Source organism: Amycolatopsis sp. TNS106 (genome assembly GCF_019330265.1).
Taxonomy (GTDB): Bacteria; Actinomycetota; Actinomycetes; order Mycobacteriales; family Pseudonocardiaceae; genus Amycolatopsis; species Amycolatopsis lurida.
This window is the reverse complement of record NZ_CP024972.1, coordinates 696831-714478: the sequence shown is the minus strand read 5'-3', so window position 1 is coordinate 714478 and position 17648 is coordinate 696831. Positions and strand designations below refer to the sequence as shown.

Genomic DNA, 17648 nt, shown 5'->3' with positions numbered 1-17648 from the left:
TCGAATTCATGGAATCGAGCTTTCAGACGGCCGAAGAAATCATTGCCGCGTTACGCACCGGTTCGGTGACATCGACGGAGCTGACCGACGAGGTGATCGCCCGTATCGAGCGCGAAGACGAGGTGATCAACGCGATCTGCGTGCCGGATTTCGATCGCGCGCGGGCCGCCGCGCACCATGCCGACCGGGCACGCGCGCGCGGTGAGGACCGGCCGCTGCTCGGCGTCCCGGTGACGGTCAAGGAGTCGTACGACATGGCCGGGCTGCCCACGACGTGGGGCATGCCGGCGCACCGTGACCACGTGCCCGCCGAGGACGCGGTGCAGGTGTCGCGGCTCAAGGCCGCGGGCGCGGTGGTGCTCGGCAAGACCAATGTGCCGTTGGGGCTGCAGGACATCCAGAGCTTCAACGAGATCTACGGCACCACCGTCAACCCGTGGGAGCACGATCGGACGCCGGGCGGGTCCTCCGGCGGGTCGGCGGCGGCGCTGGCGTCCGGGTTCGGCGCGCTGTCCATCGGCTCCGACCTCGCCGGCTCGCTGCGTACACCCGCGCATTTCTGCGGCGTCCACGCGCACAAGCCGACACTCGGACTGGCGGCCACCCGTGGCATGGTCCCGCCGTCCGAGCCTGCCTTCCCGGCCGACTTCGATCTCGCCGTCGTCGGTCCGATGGCGCGCTCCGCCCGCGACCTCGCGCTCCTGCTCGACGTCATGGCCGGGCCGGACCCGTTGACGCACGGCGTGGCGTATCGTTCGGCGCTGCCACCCGCCCGCCACGAGCGCCTCCGCGATTTCCGGGTCTTGATCCTCGACGACCATCCGCTCATTCCGACCGGATCCGCCGTGCGGGCGGGCGTGCACCGAGTGGCCGACGCGCTCGTTGACGGTGGTGCCCGCGTCGCCTGGCGCAGTCCGTTGCTGCCCGACCTGACCGAGGCCGCGACCCTCTACATGGAGTTGCTGATTTCGGGGTCCGTCGCGCGTTTCCCCATCGAATCGCTCGAGCAGCCGCAGGCCGGCGCGGACGACCAGAGCCTTGACGCCGTACGGCTGCGCGCCATGCTGTTCAGCCACAGCGACTGGATGGAGGCGGACAAGCGCCGGGAGGTCCACCGCCACGGCTGGCGGCGGCTGTTCGCCGAGTTCGACGCCGTGGTGTGCCCGATCACGCCGACGCCCGCGTTCCCGCACGACCACCACCCCAACCCGATGAAACGGCGCATCGACATCGACGGCGTCGACTACCCGTATTTCGATCAACTCGTCTGGGCGGGCCTGGCCACCATGCCCGGCCTGCCCGCCACCGCCATACCCGCGGGCCGGTCCCCCGAGGGCCTGCCGGTCGGCGTACAGCTCATCGGCCCGATGTTCGAAGACCGCACCCCGTTGCGACTGGCCGAACTGCTCGAACGGGAGATCGGCGGCTTCCGGGCACCGGGCAACGGCGTGCGCTAGGTTGCCGGCCATGACGAAGCTCGATCACGTCGCCTGGCCGCCTGCCCCGATCAAGACCGAGCGGCTCGTGCTTCGCGGGTCCGAAGCCCGGGACCGTGCGACGTTCATCGAGCTCTTCGCCTCGCCAGAAGTGGGCACGTACATCGGTGGCGCTCGACCGCGTGAGGAGCTCGAGCGCACGAGCCCCGCGATTCCGGGGCGGCGACCGGGACTGTTCGTCATCGAACTCGACGGGTCGCTGATCGGCATGATCACGCTAGACCAGCGTGACGCGGAGCGCCCGGGACATATTCGGCCGACTGGCGGGGAAACCGAGCTCGGCTACTTGATCCTGCCGCAGGCGTGGGGACGCGGGTACGCCGCCGAGGCCTGCGCGGCGGCCCTCGACTGGTTCGCCGAAGTGCTTCCCGGCGAGCCGGTGGTGCTCTGCACGCAGACTGCCAACGAGCGCTCGATGCGCGTCGCGGCGAAGCTCGGCTTCGTTGAGGTGGAGCGGTTCGAGGAGTACGGCGCCGAGCAGTGGTTCGGCGTCCGGCACCCGCCATCTCGCTGAGCGCACGAAAACCCGGTCCGTGAAGGCCTCCTTGAGAGACCCAGATTCCCTCAAGGAGGCCTTCACGGACTCGAGGATCGCCACTCGCGCCGCACCTGCGGCAGGAGTTCCCGTGGCAGCGCGTGAAGGCTCCCTACCCTCGCCTCAGCCCACCGCGATCGACTGGAACGTCACCGGGATCCGCGGCGGCCCGGTCCCGTCGCCCGGACCCTTCTCGTCGTCCACCCCTCCGCGAGCGACCTTGTCCAGGGTCTGGAGGCCGGTGTCCGTGATACTCCCGAACACCGTGTACTCCGGCGGCAGTTCCGCTTCACCGAACACCATGAAGAACTGGCTGCCGCCCGTGTCCGGCGCCTGCTTCTTCGCCATGGCGAGGATGCCCCGCCCGTACCTGAGGCCAGAGAAGACCTCGTCCGGAACGGTGTATCCCGGCCCGCCCATTCCGGATCCTTCCGGGTCACCGCACTGGAGCATCTGCAGTCCCGTCGTACCGAGCCGGTGGCACGAGGTTCCGTCGTAATAACCCTGCTGCGCCAGCGAGAGGAAGTTCGCGACGGTGCACGGCGCGAGCCCGCGGTCCAGTGTCAGCCCGACTTCACCCGCCGTCGTCTTGAGGGTGACGGCCATCGTGCCGGACGCCGGGGTCGGGCCCGCCGCGGGCGGGTTCACCTTCTTCGGCACCGGACCGGAGGTATCCGCCGGGAACGCGCAGTCCGTCGGATCCGCCAGCGGAGTGCTGCGCTGCGGCACCGGAACCCTGCTCGCGGGGACGTTCACCGGGCTCTGTATCGCCGTGTCCTCCGTACTGGAAGCCGGAGCCGACGAGGACGACGAAGCGGCCGTGCTCTTGCCCTTCGAGTCCGGCAGGAAGAACCCCGGCGCCACGAAGCCGGTGATCGCCACGACCGCGACGATCACGACGAGTCCCAGCGCCCCCAGGCCCACCCAGAGCACCGTCTTGTTCGACGACGGCGGCGGCTGTTGCGGCGCGCCGTACCAGCCTTGCTGCTGGTACGGCTGCTGCGGATAGGGCTGCGGATACTGCTGCTGGGGAGGTTGCCCCTGCGGAGCCCCGGGATCGGGCGCCTGGCCTTCGGGCTCGCCCGGCTGCGGCGGCTGGGACATCTGTGCTCCTGTCGTCCGGAGGAAGTACAGGAACACTCTCGCGTATCGCCGCTCACGACGTCACGGCATCCCCCATGGCGCACTGGCCCCGTTCGCCGGGACCGGCCGGATTTCCAGGTCCGGCCGGTCGTCCGCGCGGTGCACGACGGCCTCCTCCCCACGCCGCAGGTCGAGGTGGACGTCGCCGTTCGGCAGCCGCCGCCACCGTTTCGGCCGCCCCCACCGGTCGCGGACGGTCAGCTCCCCGGCCATGTCCGTCCGCAGCACGCACGGCGCCCCCGCCTCGCTGATGACCTTGACCCAGCGTGTCTTACCTGCCTGCCGGGAGGCGCTGAGCAGGAACGCGCCCTCCGTACGGAAGTCGCGCAACGCCGCGTCGGCCCATTCGGCGGGCACGGCCGGGAACAGCCGGATCACCCCGCCCCAGCTCTGCACGAGCATGTCGTGCAGCGACTGCGCGGCCGAAAGCGGCGTCTCGATCACCGGACCGGATTCCTTGTACATCGTGTTCGGCTGGATGTAGCGCCGCTGCAGTTCGCCGAGATAGAACGCCGCCTTGTCGCCGCGCAGCATCTGCGCCGACATCGACGCGGCGCCGGTGAAGGTATAGCCCTGCAACGCGCCTTCGAAGCCCACCCAGTGGTCGAGCGAGGTCTCGATGATCCGCCGGTGCTCCGGCCGCTCCCAGGTGATCTCGTACAGCGGGTAGATCTGCAGCAGATGCGAGTAGTGCCGGTGTGATTTCGCGAACGGCACGCCCGCGCCGATCATGTAGCCGTTGGCGTCGGCCGGATACGGGACCAGCCTGGCCAGCACCTCCCGCCACCGCCCGGCGAGCGGGTCGTCGACGCGCAGTTCCGCCGCCGACTCCAGCAGGGTCTTGCAGCCCCAGCGGATCAGCGCGAGGTCGTAGTTGCAGTCCGGCGCGGTCACGCCGTACTCCGGGGAGAACGTCGCCGGTAGATGCAGTTTTCCGTCCTGCCCGGGCGCCAGGAAGTGGAGGTAGTAGTTGATCGCCTTGCGCAGCAGCGGGAACAGGGTTTCCCGCAGGAGGCGCCGGTCCATCGTGTGCCGATAGGACAGCCAGACGTTGTGCAGCGCCCAGGTGAGATTGCCGACCTCCGGAGTCGGCGTCTCCTTGCCGGGGATGCCCACCGGGAATCCCGCGTTCGTCCCGGCCGCGCCGTTGAGCAAGGTCATGTCCGTCGTGCGCGGGATGCCCGCCGAATCGTGCTGGTAGGGTTCGGCGACCTGGCTCGTCAGGTTCGCCCGGAACTTCCCGAGCGCGTGGCTCACCGCGTCCAGTTCGAGGTGATTGGACCCGTGGATGAGCCAGTACTCCAGCTGGACGTTGAGGTTCCACCAGGTCGCGGGCCACGGGGTCGGCTCCAGCCACGGTCCGCAGGTCGCCATCACCGGCGCTTCCCGGCGCGCGGCGGAGGCGATCTTGTACAGCTGGATCCAGTAGAAGCTCTGGAGCCGGGTGTCCGGAACGGACAGGAAACCGTGCCGATAGTAATCGTGCCACCAGCGACGATGCCCGGCCGCCAACGCGGAGAACGGTTCCGCCCGGCGGACCGTCTTCAACGCCTCCCGCGCCGCCGTCCGCTTCGGGAACGACCACGCCACGGACGTGTACAGCGTCCGCTTCGATCCGCGGACGACTTCACGCCACGCCGTGACGTGCTCACCGCCCGACAGGAGCGTTTGCACGGAAAGCCTGCTGTCACCGCTGCTTTCCAGGCTCGGGGGCGGGTTGGCGACGTACCCGGCCGGCGGCGGCTTCCCGAACTTCGGATCCGTTCTCGGGCTCACCGCCTCGGCCGGGTGGAAGATCCACGCGAAGCCGCGCTCACCCTCGGACGGCTCGATCTCGACGGCCAGCAGCGACTGTCCGGTATGGACGATCGCGCGCAGCGAGAGACTGCCCGCGGAGGTGGTGATCGTGCCTCTGAGTTCGGCGTTCCAGAGGTCCATCCGCCAGTCGACCCCGGTGACGGCGCCGACCGGTTCGAGGGTGAAGTATCCGATCGGCAGCCGCGCGAGCCCGAACAGGGAACCGAACTCCGGGCGGTGATCCTGTACCTCGCTGTGCTGGACGGTGAAGCGGACGGCGTTGTGGCCCGGTTCGGCGTAGATACCCGAGCCGAGGAAACCGTTGCCCAGGAAGGGACCTTCGTACCAGGCCTTCGGCATGCGCCGCCAGATCAGGTCGGCCGCGCCGAGGAAACCGGCCCAGTCGAGGCCGCCGAGCGCGAAGTCGTTCTCCGCCGCCGACGCCGGTGGCGCGAATCCGGCCGCCGCCACGCCCGCCAGCGTCCCGCCGAGCATCGTCCTGCGCGTGATGTCCATCTTCAGACCCCCCATGCCGGAGTTCCCCGATCACCAGGAACATCCCGTGGTTCCAGCGCCGGACGCACACCGCGTCGCGTGACGACGGCCGTCCCGCCGCGGCCGAGCGGGATCGAGATCGTGCCGGGACCCGCGTGCCGCCAGGGAAGCCGCCGTCCGCGCCCGTCACGGACCTCGATGTCACCGGCGATCCCGTGCCGCAGGGTGAGCGGCTCCCCCGCCTCACTGTGAACGCGGATCCATTCGGTCGCGCCGTTCGCGCGGGAAGCGTCCACGAGGAAGGCGCCCTCCGCGCGCAGGCTCTCGAAGGACGCGTCCGGCCACGTCGACGAGACCGAGGGGAACACCTTGAGCACTCCGTGATCCCCCTGCAGCAGCATGTCCACTATGGACTGTGCAGCGGTGATGGGGCTTTCGATTGCGAGGTTCGCGCCCTCGCGGTACATCGTGTTCGGGGTCAGCTGCGTGTCGGCCACGACGGTCCCGCCGAGGAAGATCTTCAGATACCGCAGGGCTTCCTCCGGCGCGTCCATCACGGAACTCATCGACGACGCCGCCGCGAAACTGTAGCCGTGCCATTTCGCCTGCGCACCGGCCCAGTGCGCGAAAGTGCGGCGCATGATGTCCCGATCGCCGGGACGGTCCCAGAGTTTCTCCCGAAGCGGATAGAGCCAGAGCAGATGCGAGAAGTGCCGATGCGAGTCGGCCAGCGGGACACCATCGCCGATCAGCACGCCCTGCCCGGGATCCTGGTGGTACGACACCAGTTTGTCCCCGATCTCCCGCCACGCCGGCACCCGCGGGTCGTCGATCCGCAGCTTGGCCGCCGACTCGACGAGGGTGCGCGCGGCCCAGCGGATCAACGACAGGTCATAGGTGCAGTCGGCCGCGTCGGCGTACTCGGGTGACCTCGTCATCGGCAGGTGCAAGGCGCCGTCCTGTCCGCTCGCGAGGAAGTGGCGGTAGTAGTTGAGCGCCTTGGCGAGCGTCGGATACAGCACGTCGCGCAGGACGCGGACGTCCATGCTGTGCCGGTACGCGAGCCAGACGTTGTGCAGGCCCCAGATCAGGTTGCCGGTCTGGTCGTTCTTGGTGGCGGGCCCCGGAACGCCGACCGCGCGGGTGCCGCCGGGCCGCAGGCGCCAGTCCCCCGGATGCGAGAGGGCGTATGTTTCGCCGTCCCGGTAGTCGGGAGGGACCGAGAGTTCGAGGTTGGCGTGGTCGCGGCGGAGGGTCGCGGTGACGGCGTCGAGTTCGGGATGGTTGCTGCTGTTGACGATCGGGTACGTGACCTGGACGTTGAGGTTCCACCACACCGCCGTCCAGCTGTTGCCGACCTCCGGGAACCACGGCCCCCATTCGGCGACGACCGGTCCGTTCGCGCGGGTGGCGCAGGCGGTCTTGTACAGCTGGATCCAGTAGAACCGCTGGACCCGCTTGTCCGGAACGGATACGAAACTGCGGTGGTAGAAGGCGTTCCACCAGCGTCGATGGCCGGCGACGAGCCCGTCCGGGTGCACCGCCGACGCGCGATCGACCCGCCTGATGGCCTCGGCGCCGTGGGTCGGTTCAGGGAAGGTGTACGCGACCGTCGCCGCCAAGAGCCGCCGCGTGCCGATCGTCCGCTCACGCCACGCCGTCGTGTACCCGCCGCCCGCGTGGAGCGGCTGCTCGCAATACCGGACATCGCCCGCACTGGCCAGCTTCGGGACGGGATTGGCCGTGTACTCGGGCGGTTTGCGGATCGTCCTGGTCGTCGCCGATTCGAGCGGTGTGAATCCCCATTCCGCGGACGCCTCCCCGGTGAGCGAGACGAGGAGCAGATCCTGGTCGTTGTGGACCAGCGCGGAGAACCGCACCGAGCCCCGGGTGGTGGTGATCGTGCCGCCGAGTTCGGCGTTGTACAGGTCCAGATGCCAGTCCACCGCCGTGATCGCGCCCTCGAAGGTGAGGGTGAGATAGCCGACCGGGAGCCGCGAGTACCCGATACCCGCTTCCCACTGCCCGCGCTGGTCCTGGACCTGGGAATGGCTGAGCATGACCTTGAGGACGTTCGGCTGCGCGCCCGCGTAGAACTGCACGCCGAGGAAGCCGTTGGCGAGGAACGGGCCCTCCTGCCAGTTCTTCGGCATCCGCCCCCAGCGCATGCACGCGTCGTCGACGATCCGGCGGTGGACGTCCTGTCCGGCGAGCGCCGGCGAAGCCCCCTGAGCCCAAACACCACCGAGCGCGGCCGCCCCCGCCGCGACCCTCAGCATCGATCGCCTGGACAGCTCGACCATGGGGCCTCCAGATTCATACTACGTTTACCGCAGATCAAGTCCTGGCGACCGGCATGTTTCCAGAAATAGCCGAGCTTTGACCACCCCCTTCACTCGCGCAGCGGTATATACATCGGATGTCTTATCGGACAATTCCTCTGTCGTTGAGTAAATTTCCGCGGAGTGCCCTGACCGCCGCGTCGGACACGCCACGTTGCCGCGCCCAGCCCGCGAAACCGCCGAAGTCTTCCTCGACGGTGTCCAGCAAGGCGTTGATCGTGCCCTCCGTGCACCGGAACAGTTCCTCCGGCAATCCGAGCGACCGGAACCGCGCGATCACCCGGGGCAGGCTGTACGCGCTGCGCAGGTAGTCGCGGACGATCATCTCCCGCGGCGCCCCGGCGAGGCCGAGCGCGAGGGCCGTGACGATCCCGGTCCGGTCCTTGCCCGACGCGCAGTGCACCACGACGGGCCGGACCAGCAGGACCGCGAGGATCTCGACGGCGACCGTGAGGTTGTCGTCGTGCCGGAGGTGATCGGCGTAGATCTCCTCCAGCGCACTCGATCGTCCTTTTTGGACAGCGCGGAGCGGCACGTTCACATAGCGGACGCCGGGCAGATCCGCCCGGCCCTCGCTGACGGTCTCGGCGCTGGAGCGAAGGTCGATGACCCCTTCGATGCCGAACCGCTCGAGCAGGAGTTCCTTGTCGGTCGCGGTCAGCGCCTGCAAGGTGTCGCTGCGGAACAGCCTTCGCCGCCGGATCGGCCCGCCGCCGGCGTCGCGGAAGTTGAACGCGCCGGTGAGCGAGGAAGCGACCGCCGTCACCGCGGCTCCTTCCCGAACCTGATCGTCCCCGCCGAACCGTCGACGGTGATCACCTGCCCGGTGGTGATCAGCGCGGTCGCGCCGGGAACGCCGACCACGGCCGGGATCCCGTGTTCCCTGGCCACCGTGGTGCCGTGCGAGATCATCCCGCCCGTTTCGGTCACCAGCGCGGCCGCCGTCAGGAACAGCGGCGTCCACCCGGGATCGGTCGTCGCGGCGACCAGGATCTCGCCCGGCTCGACACGCGCCCCGTCAGGATCGTGGATCACCCGGGCACGGCCCGTCACCACCCCGGCCGCCGCGGCCAGTCCGGTGAGCCCGCCGCCCGGATCGGATTCGACGGCGGGCGCGGTGCCGTCGGAGAGCACGACCGACGGCACCCTGGGCCTGCGGGATTCCCGCTCCCACAGCCGTCGGCGCCGCGCCACGGTCGCCCGGTGATCCCTGCTGCCCAAGGCTTCCCTGACTTCGGCGAGATCGAGGAACATCACGTCGTCGGCCCGCTCCAGCCGCTCCGCACGGACGATCTCCTCTCCGACGAGGAGCAGCTGCGTCCGGAGCGCGGCGAAACCGCGCATCAGGCAGAATTTCGGGAACTCGCGTAGTCCACGCAACCGCCTAGACCTGCGGAGCAGGAAGCGCGCGAGGACCGCTCGATGCAGTTCGGTCACCGGGAGACGTCGAGTGAGTTCGACGATCCGCGCTTCGGCCGCCGCGGCCGCGTGTTCGAACCGGGCCTCCGCGTCCTGCTCTTCGCCCTCCGCGCGGAGCAGATTCGACAGCATCGCGAAAACCGGCTCGGGATCCTCTGCCCAACGGGGCACACCGAAGTCGATCTCCGAAGTGGCCCGGCAGCCGAATTCCGTCAGGAACGCGGCGACGCCCTGCTGGATCACGTCCGGCAGAGTCCCGGCGAGCTGTTTGGCGGCGAGTTCGTCGGGCGCGGTCTCCAGTAAGAACCGGAGGGCCTCCTCGTCACGCCGGATCGCCGTCGCCACCTTCCACAATGCCAGATCCATCTCAGTGGTCGGATTGTGCGGAACGCCAAGGAAAACGGCGGCCACCTCGGACTCGTCCACATGACCACGCAGCAGCCGCCCGGCCAGCTGCCCGCCGGTCGCGCCCGCGGTATTGGCGTCACGAGGGAGATCCGCCTCGATCCGGCAGACGTCGCGCCGGACGGATTCCACAAAGGACAATCGTTCGTCCGCGGTCGCCTCGGCCCGCCCCGCGAAGGCGGCGATCCGCCGTTCGGCGTCGCGGACGACCTTGGCACGAGCCCGATCCGGCCACAGCCACGCGAGAACCATCCGTTCCCAGCGGCGGCGCGGCTTCTTCGGCGGAACACCGCGGCCCGAAGGCGCTGACAGGAACCGGCGATCACGACCGAGCTGCTCGACGATCCGGCCCGACGGCGCCGCGAGGCTGTCGGCGAACGCGGCCATCTTCGACCGCTTCGCCGGGTTCCGCACGCCTTCGGTGATGTCCCAATACAGCCACCCGTCCACATCGGTGATCTCGTCGGAGAAGCCGAGCGCGGTCAGGTAAACCGCCATTCCCCGCTGACGCTCCCGGATCATGGACGCGCCCATCGGCGTGAAGGGACGGCTGATCCCCTGGTAGACGTTGACCGACCAGTACGCGCGCAGTTCCTTGCTCTCCGGGACCGGGAACAGCGTGGTGATATGCCGCGACTGGGTCAGCCAAAGCTCGCCCTCGCCGTCGAACGCCCACTCGACGTCCTGCGGCGCGCCGAAATGCCTCTCCAGCTCTCCGCCGACCGCCGCGAGCGCGCTCAGTCGCGACGGTGTCAGGCAGCCGTCGTCTGGCCCCTCCACGGTTTCACCCTCGGCGTCCAGCCGATAGTGATCCGGAGTCACCGCACCCGATACGACCGCTTCGCCCAGTCCGGGGGCGGCGTCGACGATCACTTCGGATCGTTTGCCCGACACCGGATTCGCCGTGTACAGGACGCCGGCGCATTCGGCGTCGACCAGCCGCTGCACGATCACCGCGATGGCGGGAGCGAGATCGGTGTCGTGCGTCGCGCGGTACCTCACCGCCCGGTCCGCCCACAGCGACGCCCAGCAACGGCGCACCGCGGCGAGCACCTCTCCGGCGCCCCGCATGCCGAGGAAAGTGTCGTACTGACCCGCGAAACTGGCGTCCGGCAGATCCTCGGCGGTCGACGAAGACCGCACCGCGACCGGCCCGTCCGGCGAAAGCCTTTCGTACGCCTCGACGATCGCGGTTTCGAGCCGCTCCGGGATCGGCACGGTCAGCACATGGGCCCGCAACCGGCTCGCCAACCTTCCCGCGTCGTCGGGCGGCCCACAGGTCAGCTCACCGAGCAACCGCGGCCCCTCTCCGTCGGCCAGCACCTGCCGATACGCGGCGGTCGTGACGCAGAAACCCTCCGGCACGGGAAAACCCGCCGAAGTCATCTCCGCGAGATTCGCCGCCTTACCGCCGACGAGGTCGCGCGGGCAGCCTCCCGCTTCGGCGAGCTCGAGAATCACTTTCGTTCCTCCCAGGGGATGTTCGCTTGACTCAAGCCTGCATCCTCAACCGGGGTTGAGTTCAACTGCCGAGCCTCAGCGGCCAGATACGCCGCGCGAAGCTCTGCCGCCACTTCCTCAGGCTCTGTCCGGAGACGGCTGGGCAGGGTCTGGAGCAGCGCGATCCCTGCCGCGGCATACCTGGCGTTTCTGTCCACAGTCTTCGCATAGTCCTCCTTCGCGAAGTGGAAGTCGTAGGAGTCGATCTCCCAAGCGAGCCGGATCTTCTTGAAGTAACCATCGGGGGTTCCGATGTACTCGCCGTTTCCGTCCCGGAGTGGCTGGTTCCAGACCGGTTCGGGCAGACCGGAGAGCCGCCATACGGTCATCGCGTCGATTTCGGCGACCGAGCGGGCTCCCCTGATGACGTCACGCAGTACCTCGCGCGGCAACGCACTGCCTCGATCACTTCCCGCATCCAGTTCCCGGATAAGGACCTCGGGTTTCAGCCGCCCTCGCTGAACGGCCTCGGTCAGCAAGGCCCGGACCGGATCGTGCGTGGTCGACCGTCGACATTGATCAAGGACCGCCCGGACGAGTGGCGCCATCGCCACCCCGTCCACGACGACCGGCCGGGGCATGCGCGTGGTCCGCTCCACTGTCACCGGACCGACGCTGCTGACTTTGCAGGAGGCGGGAACCAGCAGTTGGATTCCGTTGGCCGCGATTCCCGACCCCCGCAAGCCCTGACGGCGGCAAGCTTCGAGACCTGTGACGAGTGCCTGCGTCCCGCCGTAGAGGAGGGCTCCATCGACCCACTGACGCCGGGTCGGGCTACCGGAACCGAGCAGGAGGACTCCCGGAAGCAAGCGCTGCCACGGCTGCCCTGGCCGACATCGCCGGTAGCACGTCTTCCGGGGAACGCCGAACTCCACCAGGCCCGCGACAGTGATCACTCCACCACGACTCAGCTCCCACAGAGCCTCGCGATCGTCTCGCCATTCGCCGGTCAGTACCACATACGCGATCGTGGATGTCCCGGCCGATTCCGCGCCAGCCCTGATCCGCAAGCCTGTGGACAACTCACCCCACCGGCACTCCCTGTGGACAACTCCCGAGGGGTTCCCAATGTCGCATTTGAGACGATGAGCGTCTCAAATGCGACATTGGGAACCCACGAGCGGGCGCATCAAGGCAAAGCAGGCAGCGCCGGAGCATCCAGCCAAGCCGCGAAGAACCCGGCCAGCGAGCGACCGGCGAAGCGTTCGGCAAGCGCCACGAAAGCCGCAGTGGTCACCAGACCGTGCCGGTTCTCCACCGCCCAAGCCTTCACCAGCGGGAAGAACACCGCGTCGCCGACGGTGCGACGCAAGGCGTGCAACAGAAGGCCGCCGCGTTTGTACACGCGCTCGTCGAACATCCGCGCCACGCCGGGGTCGGAAAGACGCAGATCCGCGGGCTTCACCTTCATCCGCGCGTGCCAGGTCTTCGCCCACTCGTGCGCGCTCTGCCCGCCGGATTCCTCAGACCAGAGCCATTCCGCGTAGGTCGCGAAGCCTTCGTTGAGCCAGATGTGCCGCCAGTCGGCGACGGTCAGGCTGTTGCCGAACCACTGGTGCGCCAGTTCGTGCACGACAAGTCGTTCGTGGGTTCGCCGCCCGTCGACGTGGTTGGCGCCGAAGATCGACATGCCCTGTGCCTCGATCGGGTCGTCGAGGTCGTCGTCGGTGACGACCACGACGTACTCGCCGAAGGGGTACGGCCCGAACAGTCGTTGCAGCGAGTCCATGATCCGGGCCTGCCGCCCGAAATCGCGGGAGAACGCCCGGCGCAGGCGCGGCGGCACGGCGGCCCGTTGCGGGACCGAGGTGACCACGGAGCCACCGTCGAGGTTGATCCGGAACGCCTCGACGGAAGGTTGCGAGAACCAGCCGGGCTGGGGACCGGAGACGAGTTCGACGTCGTCGTAGCGTCCTATTTGGACACTCATCAGGTACGTCGGCGTCGGCTCGGGCCGTTCGAAGACCCACTTCGTGGTGCTCGCGCGTTCGTGTCGCGCCACCAGGTTCCCGGTGACGGCCACGAGATACGGCGACGACGTCGTCAGCGCGACACGATAGGTCGCCTTGTCCGAAGGGTGGTCGTTGCACGGGAACCACGACGGCGCCCCGACCGGCTGGCTCGCGACGATCGAACCGTCGGTCAGTTCGTCCCAGCCGATGTCGCCCCACAGCCCCGGAAGCGGCCGGGGGTTGCCGACATAGTGGACCTCGACCACGAACTCGCTGCCGAGCGCCAGGGACTTCACCGGCTTCACCTGGAGCTTGTGCGCGCGCCGCGTGTACTTGGCCGGTTTCCCGTTGACCAGCACGCGGTTGATCCGGAACTCGCCGAAGTCGAGCGTGAGCCGCGACAACGCCTGCGTCGCCTCCGCGGTGATGGCCGCGGAGGCCGACAGCCGGTTGGGACCGATCTTGTAGTCCAGCTCCAGATCGTAGTGCCGGACCCGGTAACCGCCGTTACCGTGACGGGGCAGATAGGAGTCGCCGGAAACGTCCGAGCCGGGCGAGGGCTGCGCGGAGGCCTTCGAAATCACCCGCGAACGAACCCCGCTTCCTACTTGGTCCAGGCCGAGATCGGATTACCCAGCCAGCGTGAGTCGGCGGGAACCTCATCGCCCCGGGTCACCAAAGAGCCCGGTCCGACGGTCGTCCGCGCGCCGATGCTCGCGCCAGGCAGCACGATACCGTGCGGCCCGAGCGTCGCTCCCTCGTCCAGGGTCACCGGCGACATCGTCATGATCCGGTCGTGGAACAGGTGCGTCTGCACGACGCAGCCGCGGTTGATCGTCGCGCCGTCGCCGAGGCTCACCAGGTCCGACTCGGGCAGCCAGTACGTCTCCAGCCACACACCGCGGCCGATTTTGACGCCCATGGTCCGCAGCCAGGCCGGCAGCAGCGGCGTGCCGCCGAGGGAACCGATCAGCCAAGGCACGGCGAGCGCCTCGACGAAGGTGTCGGCGAGTTCGTTGCGCCAGACGAACGAGCTCCACAGAGGATGGTCGACCGCGCGGAACCGGCCGACGAGCAGCCACTTCATCGCGGTGGCGGTCAGCGCGGCGGCGGCACCGGCGGCGAGCAGCAGCGGCCCGCCGAGCAGCACCGCGACCAGGAAGCCGTACGACGCCGCCAGCGCGAAGATCCCGGCGGCCACCAGCACGGTCAGCGCGACACCGCACATCACCGGCACGATGCGGCACAGTTCGACGAGCGCACGTGCCGCCTTCAGCCGCAGCGGCGGCGTGTACGTACGGCTCGTGTCGGCCGCGCCGACGGACCGGCGGACCGGCAGCGGCGGCATCCCGAGGTACGACGAGCCCTTCTTCGCCTTGAGCGGGGCCGACGACAGCACCCCGACCAGACCGCGTTTCGGCACCGAACGTCCCGGCGCGGCCATCCCCGAGTTGCCGAGGAACGCCTGCTTGCCGATCCGCGCCGGCGCGACGTGCAGCCAGCCGTGGCCGAGTTCGTAGGTGGCGACCATGGTGTCGTCCGCGAGGAACGCGCCACTGTCCACCTGGGTCATCTTCGGCAGCGCGAGAACGGTGGACGCCTCGACGTTGCGGCCGACCTTCGCCCCGAGCATCCGGAGCCACACCGGGGTGAACAGGCTGGCGTACAAGGGGAACAGCCCTTCACGCGCCATGCCCATCAGCCGCTCGGTCGCCCAGACCTGCCACGCGACACGCCCGTGCACGGGGTGGTAACCCTCGACCATGCCGATGCTCAGCGAACGGACGCCGACGAGCACGAGCAGGGCGTAGGACAGGAAGTACGCGATGGTCGCGAGCGGAGTGAACAGCAGCGCCTGGCCGAGCGCGGCGCCCAGCGAAGCCGTCCCCGCGATCGCGTAGCCGAGCACCGCGACCGCCGGAAGCGCGGCGACAGCGGGCAGAAGACCGAGCGCGACCGAGGTCGCGCCGTAGACCGAAGCCCAGAAGCGCGAGCGCGGCGGTCGGCTCGACGGCCACTTCAGCGAGTCCTTCGTGGCACGGGCGGCGGGGGCACCGGCCCAGCGCTGCCCGGCCGGCACGTTGCCGCGGACGGTCGACCCGGCCGCGATCTCCGCGCCCTTGCCGATCCGGGCGCCGGGGAACAGCGTGCTGCGCGCGCCGATCCGCGCGTCGGCGCCGATGCGGATCTTGCCGATGTGCACGAGATCGCCGTCCACCCAGTGCCCGGTCAGGTCGACCTCGGGTTCGATGGCGGCACCACGGCCGAGTTTCAGCATGCCGGTGACCGGCGGCGGGGAATGCAGGTCGACGTCCTTGGCGATCCGCGCGCCGAGAGCCTTGGCGTACGTCGTCATCCACGAAGCGCCCGCGACACTGTCCGCGCCGCTGAACTCGGCGAGCTTCTCGGCCGTCCACAGTCGCAAGTGGACGCTCCCGCCGCGCGGGTAGCTGCCGGGACGGACTCCGCGCAGCAGCAGCCGTGAGCCGGTGGCGGAGATCGCGATCCGGCCGGCGGGGCTGAACAGCACGATCCACGCGACGGCGATCCACGCCCAGTGCAGCGTCGGCGCCCAGGCGAAACCGGCCAGCGAAAGCACGTTCGACAGCGTCGCGGCGATCGTCGTCCACCGTAGGCCGACCAGGCCCATCAGCGGGACCATCAGCAGCGACTGGATGATCCCGGCCTTGCGCGGGGTGGACGCGATGTCGCGGCGTTCGGTCTTCTCGCCGCTCAGCGCGTCCAGCAGCGAAGCGAGCGCGCCGAGCTTCGGGTTGGCGTAGATGTCGCTCACCGACACCTGCGGGTGGCGGGTGCGGATCCGCGCGATCAGTTGCGCGGCGGTCAGGCTTCCGCCGCCGTTGGTGAAGAAGTCGGCCTTCGGGTTGTCGACCGAGACGCCGAGGATCTCCGCCCAGCCTTCGGCGAGCCAGCTCTCCGTCGGGGACAGCCCGGATTTCGCGGCGTCCACAGTGGACAGCGGCCAGGGCAGCGCGTTGCGGTCGACCTTGCCGGAGGTGCGCGTCGGCAGATCGTCGATCAGGGCCAGCAGCGGGACGAGCGCGGCGGGCAGCTGCTCGCGCAGCCGGGTCGCGGCCTCGTCGTGGTCGAACTCGACGCCTTCGGCGGGCACGACGTATCCGACGAGCACCTGGTTTCCCGCCTTGGTGCGGCGGACCGCGGCAGCCGCGCCCTGCACGCCGGGAAGCGCCTGGAGCGCCGCGTCGACCTCGCCGAGCTCGATCCGGCGGCCGCCGAGTTTGACCTGCTCGTCGAGACGGCCGAGGAACAACAGGCCCTCGGCTTCGGCACGGACCATGTCGCCGCTGCGGTACGCGCGGCGCCACCCCAGCGAGGGCAGCGGCGCGAACTTCTCGGCGTCCTTCTCCGGGTCCAGGTAGCGGGCCAGGCCGACGCCGCCGATGACCAGCTCGCCGGTCTCCCCCATCGCGACCGGCTCACCCGCCTCGTTGACGACGGCGAGCTGCCAGCCCACCAGCGGCAGGCCGATCCGGACCGGCCCCTCGCCGGTCATCTGCGCGGCGCAGGCGACGACGGTGGCCTCGGTCGGGCCGTAGGTGTTCCAGACTTCGCGGCCTTCGACGGCCACGCGTTCGGCCAGTTCCGGCGGGCACGCTTCGCCGCCGAAGATCAGCAGGCGGACGTCTTCCAGCGCGTCGGCGGGCCACAGCGCGGCCAGCGTCGGCACGGTCGAGACGACGGTGATGCCCTGCGCGACCAGCCAGGGGCCGAGGTCGACACCGGTCCGCACGAGCGAACGCGGCGCCGGCACCAGGCAGGCGCCATGACGCCAGGCGAGCCACATCTCTTCGCACGACGCGTCGAACGCGACGGACAGGCCGGCGAGCACACGGTCACCGGGGCCGATCGGCTCCTCGGTCAGGAACAGTTGCGCTTCGGCGTCGACGAAGGCGGCGGCCGAGGCGTGCGAGACCGCGACGCCCTTCGGCTTTCCGGTCGAGCCGGAGGTGAAGATGATCCAGGCGTCGTCGGTCGGCGCGGGGGCGCCTTCGACGCCGCTGGGCGAGCCGACGACGGCGATCGCGCCGCCGTCGGAGACGACCGCGGCGACGTCGGCCTCGCCGAAAACCAGCTCGGCGCGCTCGTCCGGGTCGTCCGCGTCGACCGGCACGTAGGCGGCGCCGACGGACAGGATGGCGAGGATCGCGACGTAGAGCTCCGCGGTGCCGGAGGAGATCCGGACGCCGACCCGGTCGCCGACGCCGACGCCGTTGGCGGTCAGCTTGCGGCCGTAGGCGTCGATCTCCTCGACGAGCTTGCGGTAGGACAGCGTGGTCTCGCCGTCGTCGATGGCGCCCGCGTTGGGGTGGCGGGCGGCGGTCTCGGCGAGGATGTCGAGCAGGGTGCGCTCACCGGCTCCGAGACCGGACCAGAAGAGGGCCCGGTCGGCGACGGGGGCGGGCGAGGGAGCGACGGTGACGTCGGCGACACAGGCGATCGGCCGGGAATCGGCGGTCAGTGTCATCGGGCGGTCACCACGGGCAGGACGGAACCATGGGCGCTCAAGCCCATCACACACCTT

At 69.5% G+C, this 17648-nt stretch carries 10 protein-coding genes; 2 read left to right on the top strand and 8 right to left on the bottom strand.

From position 1 onward, the window contains the following. The first annotated feature begins 8 nt into the window (after positions 1-8). Both CVV72_RS03435 and CVV72_RS03430 read left to right on the top strand, forming a co-directional pair. A complete protein-coding gene (locus CVV72_RS03435) occupies positions 9-1457 on the top strand; it encodes an amidase (protein WP_219150991.1) in 1449 nt (482 codons plus the stop codon). Between the two features lie 10 nt (positions 1458-1467). Then, positions 1468-2010 (top strand): GNAT family N-acetyltransferase, encoded by a 543-nt coding sequence (locus tag CVV72_RS03430; protein ID WP_219150990.1) that lies wholly within the window; start codon positions 1468-1470, stop codon positions 2008-2010. Between the two features lie 144 nt (positions 2011-2154). Here CVV72_RS03430 and CVV72_RS03425 read toward each other — a convergent pair whose 3' ends face one another. The 8 genes from CVV72_RS03425 to CVV72_RS03390 all read right to left on the bottom strand — a co-directional run bounded on the left by CVV72_RS03425 (position 2155) and on the right by CVV72_RS03390 (position 17591). Further along, complete coding sequence (locus CVV72_RS03425; protein ID WP_219150989.1) at positions 2155-3135, bottom strand: peptidylprolyl isomerase; 981 nt, start codon at positions 3133-3135, stop codon at positions 2155-2157. 60 nt (positions 3136-3195) lie between these two features. Continuing rightward, positions 3196-5487 (bottom strand): glycoside hydrolase family 95-like protein, encoded by a 2292-nt coding sequence (locus CVV72_RS03420; RefSeq protein ID WP_219153800.1) that lies wholly within the window; start codon positions 5485-5487, stop codon positions 3196-3198. 2 nt (positions 5488-5489) lie between these two features. Beyond that, complete coding sequence (locus tag CVV72_RS03415; RefSeq protein ID WP_219150988.1) at positions 5490-7769, bottom strand: glycoside hydrolase family 95-like protein; 2280 nt, start codon at positions 7767-7769, stop codon at positions 5490-5492. 121 nt (positions 7770-7890) lie between these two features. Continuing rightward, positions 7891-8574, bottom strand: a complete 684-nt coding sequence (locus CVV72_RS03410; protein WP_219150987.1) for a tyrosine-protein phosphatase — start codon at positions 8572-8574, stop codon at positions 7891-7893. Further along, complete coding sequence (locus CVV72_RS03405) at positions 8571-11093, bottom strand: PEP/pyruvate-binding domain-containing protein (protein ID WP_219150986.1); 2523 nt, start codon at positions 11091-11093, stop codon at positions 8571-8573. The genes CVV72_RS03410 and CVV72_RS03405 overlap by 4 nt, the downstream gene beginning before the upstream one ends. Beyond that, a complete protein-coding gene (locus CVV72_RS03400) occupies positions 11090-11737 on the bottom strand; it encodes a hypothetical protein (RefSeq protein WP_255632490.1) in 648 nt (215 codons plus the stop codon). Before CVV72_RS03400 ends, CVV72_RS03405 begins: the two co-directional genes overlap by 4 nt. Positions 11738-12261: 524 nt before the next feature. Next, a complete protein-coding gene (locus CVV72_RS03395; protein WP_219150985.1) occupies positions 12262-13668 on the bottom strand; it encodes a M1 family metallopeptidase in 1407 nt (468 codons plus the stop codon). Between the two features lie 20 nt (positions 13669-13688). Next, positions 13689-17591, bottom strand: a complete 3903-nt coding sequence (locus tag CVV72_RS03390) for a Pls/PosA family non-ribosomal peptide synthetase (RefSeq protein ID WP_219150984.1) — start codon at positions 17589-17591, stop codon at positions 13689-13691. Between the last annotated feature and the right edge of the window lie 57 nt (positions 17592-17648).

Coding starts and splice junctions, on each gene's coding strand:
- CVV72_RS03435 (WP_219150991.1), top strand. CDS start 9: ATGGAATCGAGCTTTCAGACGGCCGAAGAAATCATTGCCGCGTTACGC.
- CVV72_RS03430 (WP_219150990.1), top strand. CDS start 1,468: ATGACGAAGCTCGATCACGTCGCCTGGCCGCCTGCCCCGATCAAGACC.
- CVV72_RS03425 (WP_219150989.1), bottom strand. CDS start 3,135: ATGTCCCAGCCGCCGCAGCCGGGCGAGCCCGAAGGCCAGGCGCCCGAT.
- CVV72_RS03420 (WP_219153800.1), bottom strand. CDS start 5,487: ATGGACATCACGCGCAGGACGATGCTCGGCGGGACGCTGGCGGGCGTG.
- CVV72_RS03415 (WP_219150988.1), bottom strand. CDS start 7,769: ATGGTCGAGCTGTCCAGGCGATCGATGCTGAGGGTCGCGGCGGGGGCG.
- CVV72_RS03390 (WP_219150984.1), bottom strand. CDS start 17,591: ATGACACTGACCGCCGATTCCCGGCCGATCGCCTGTGTCGCCGACGTC.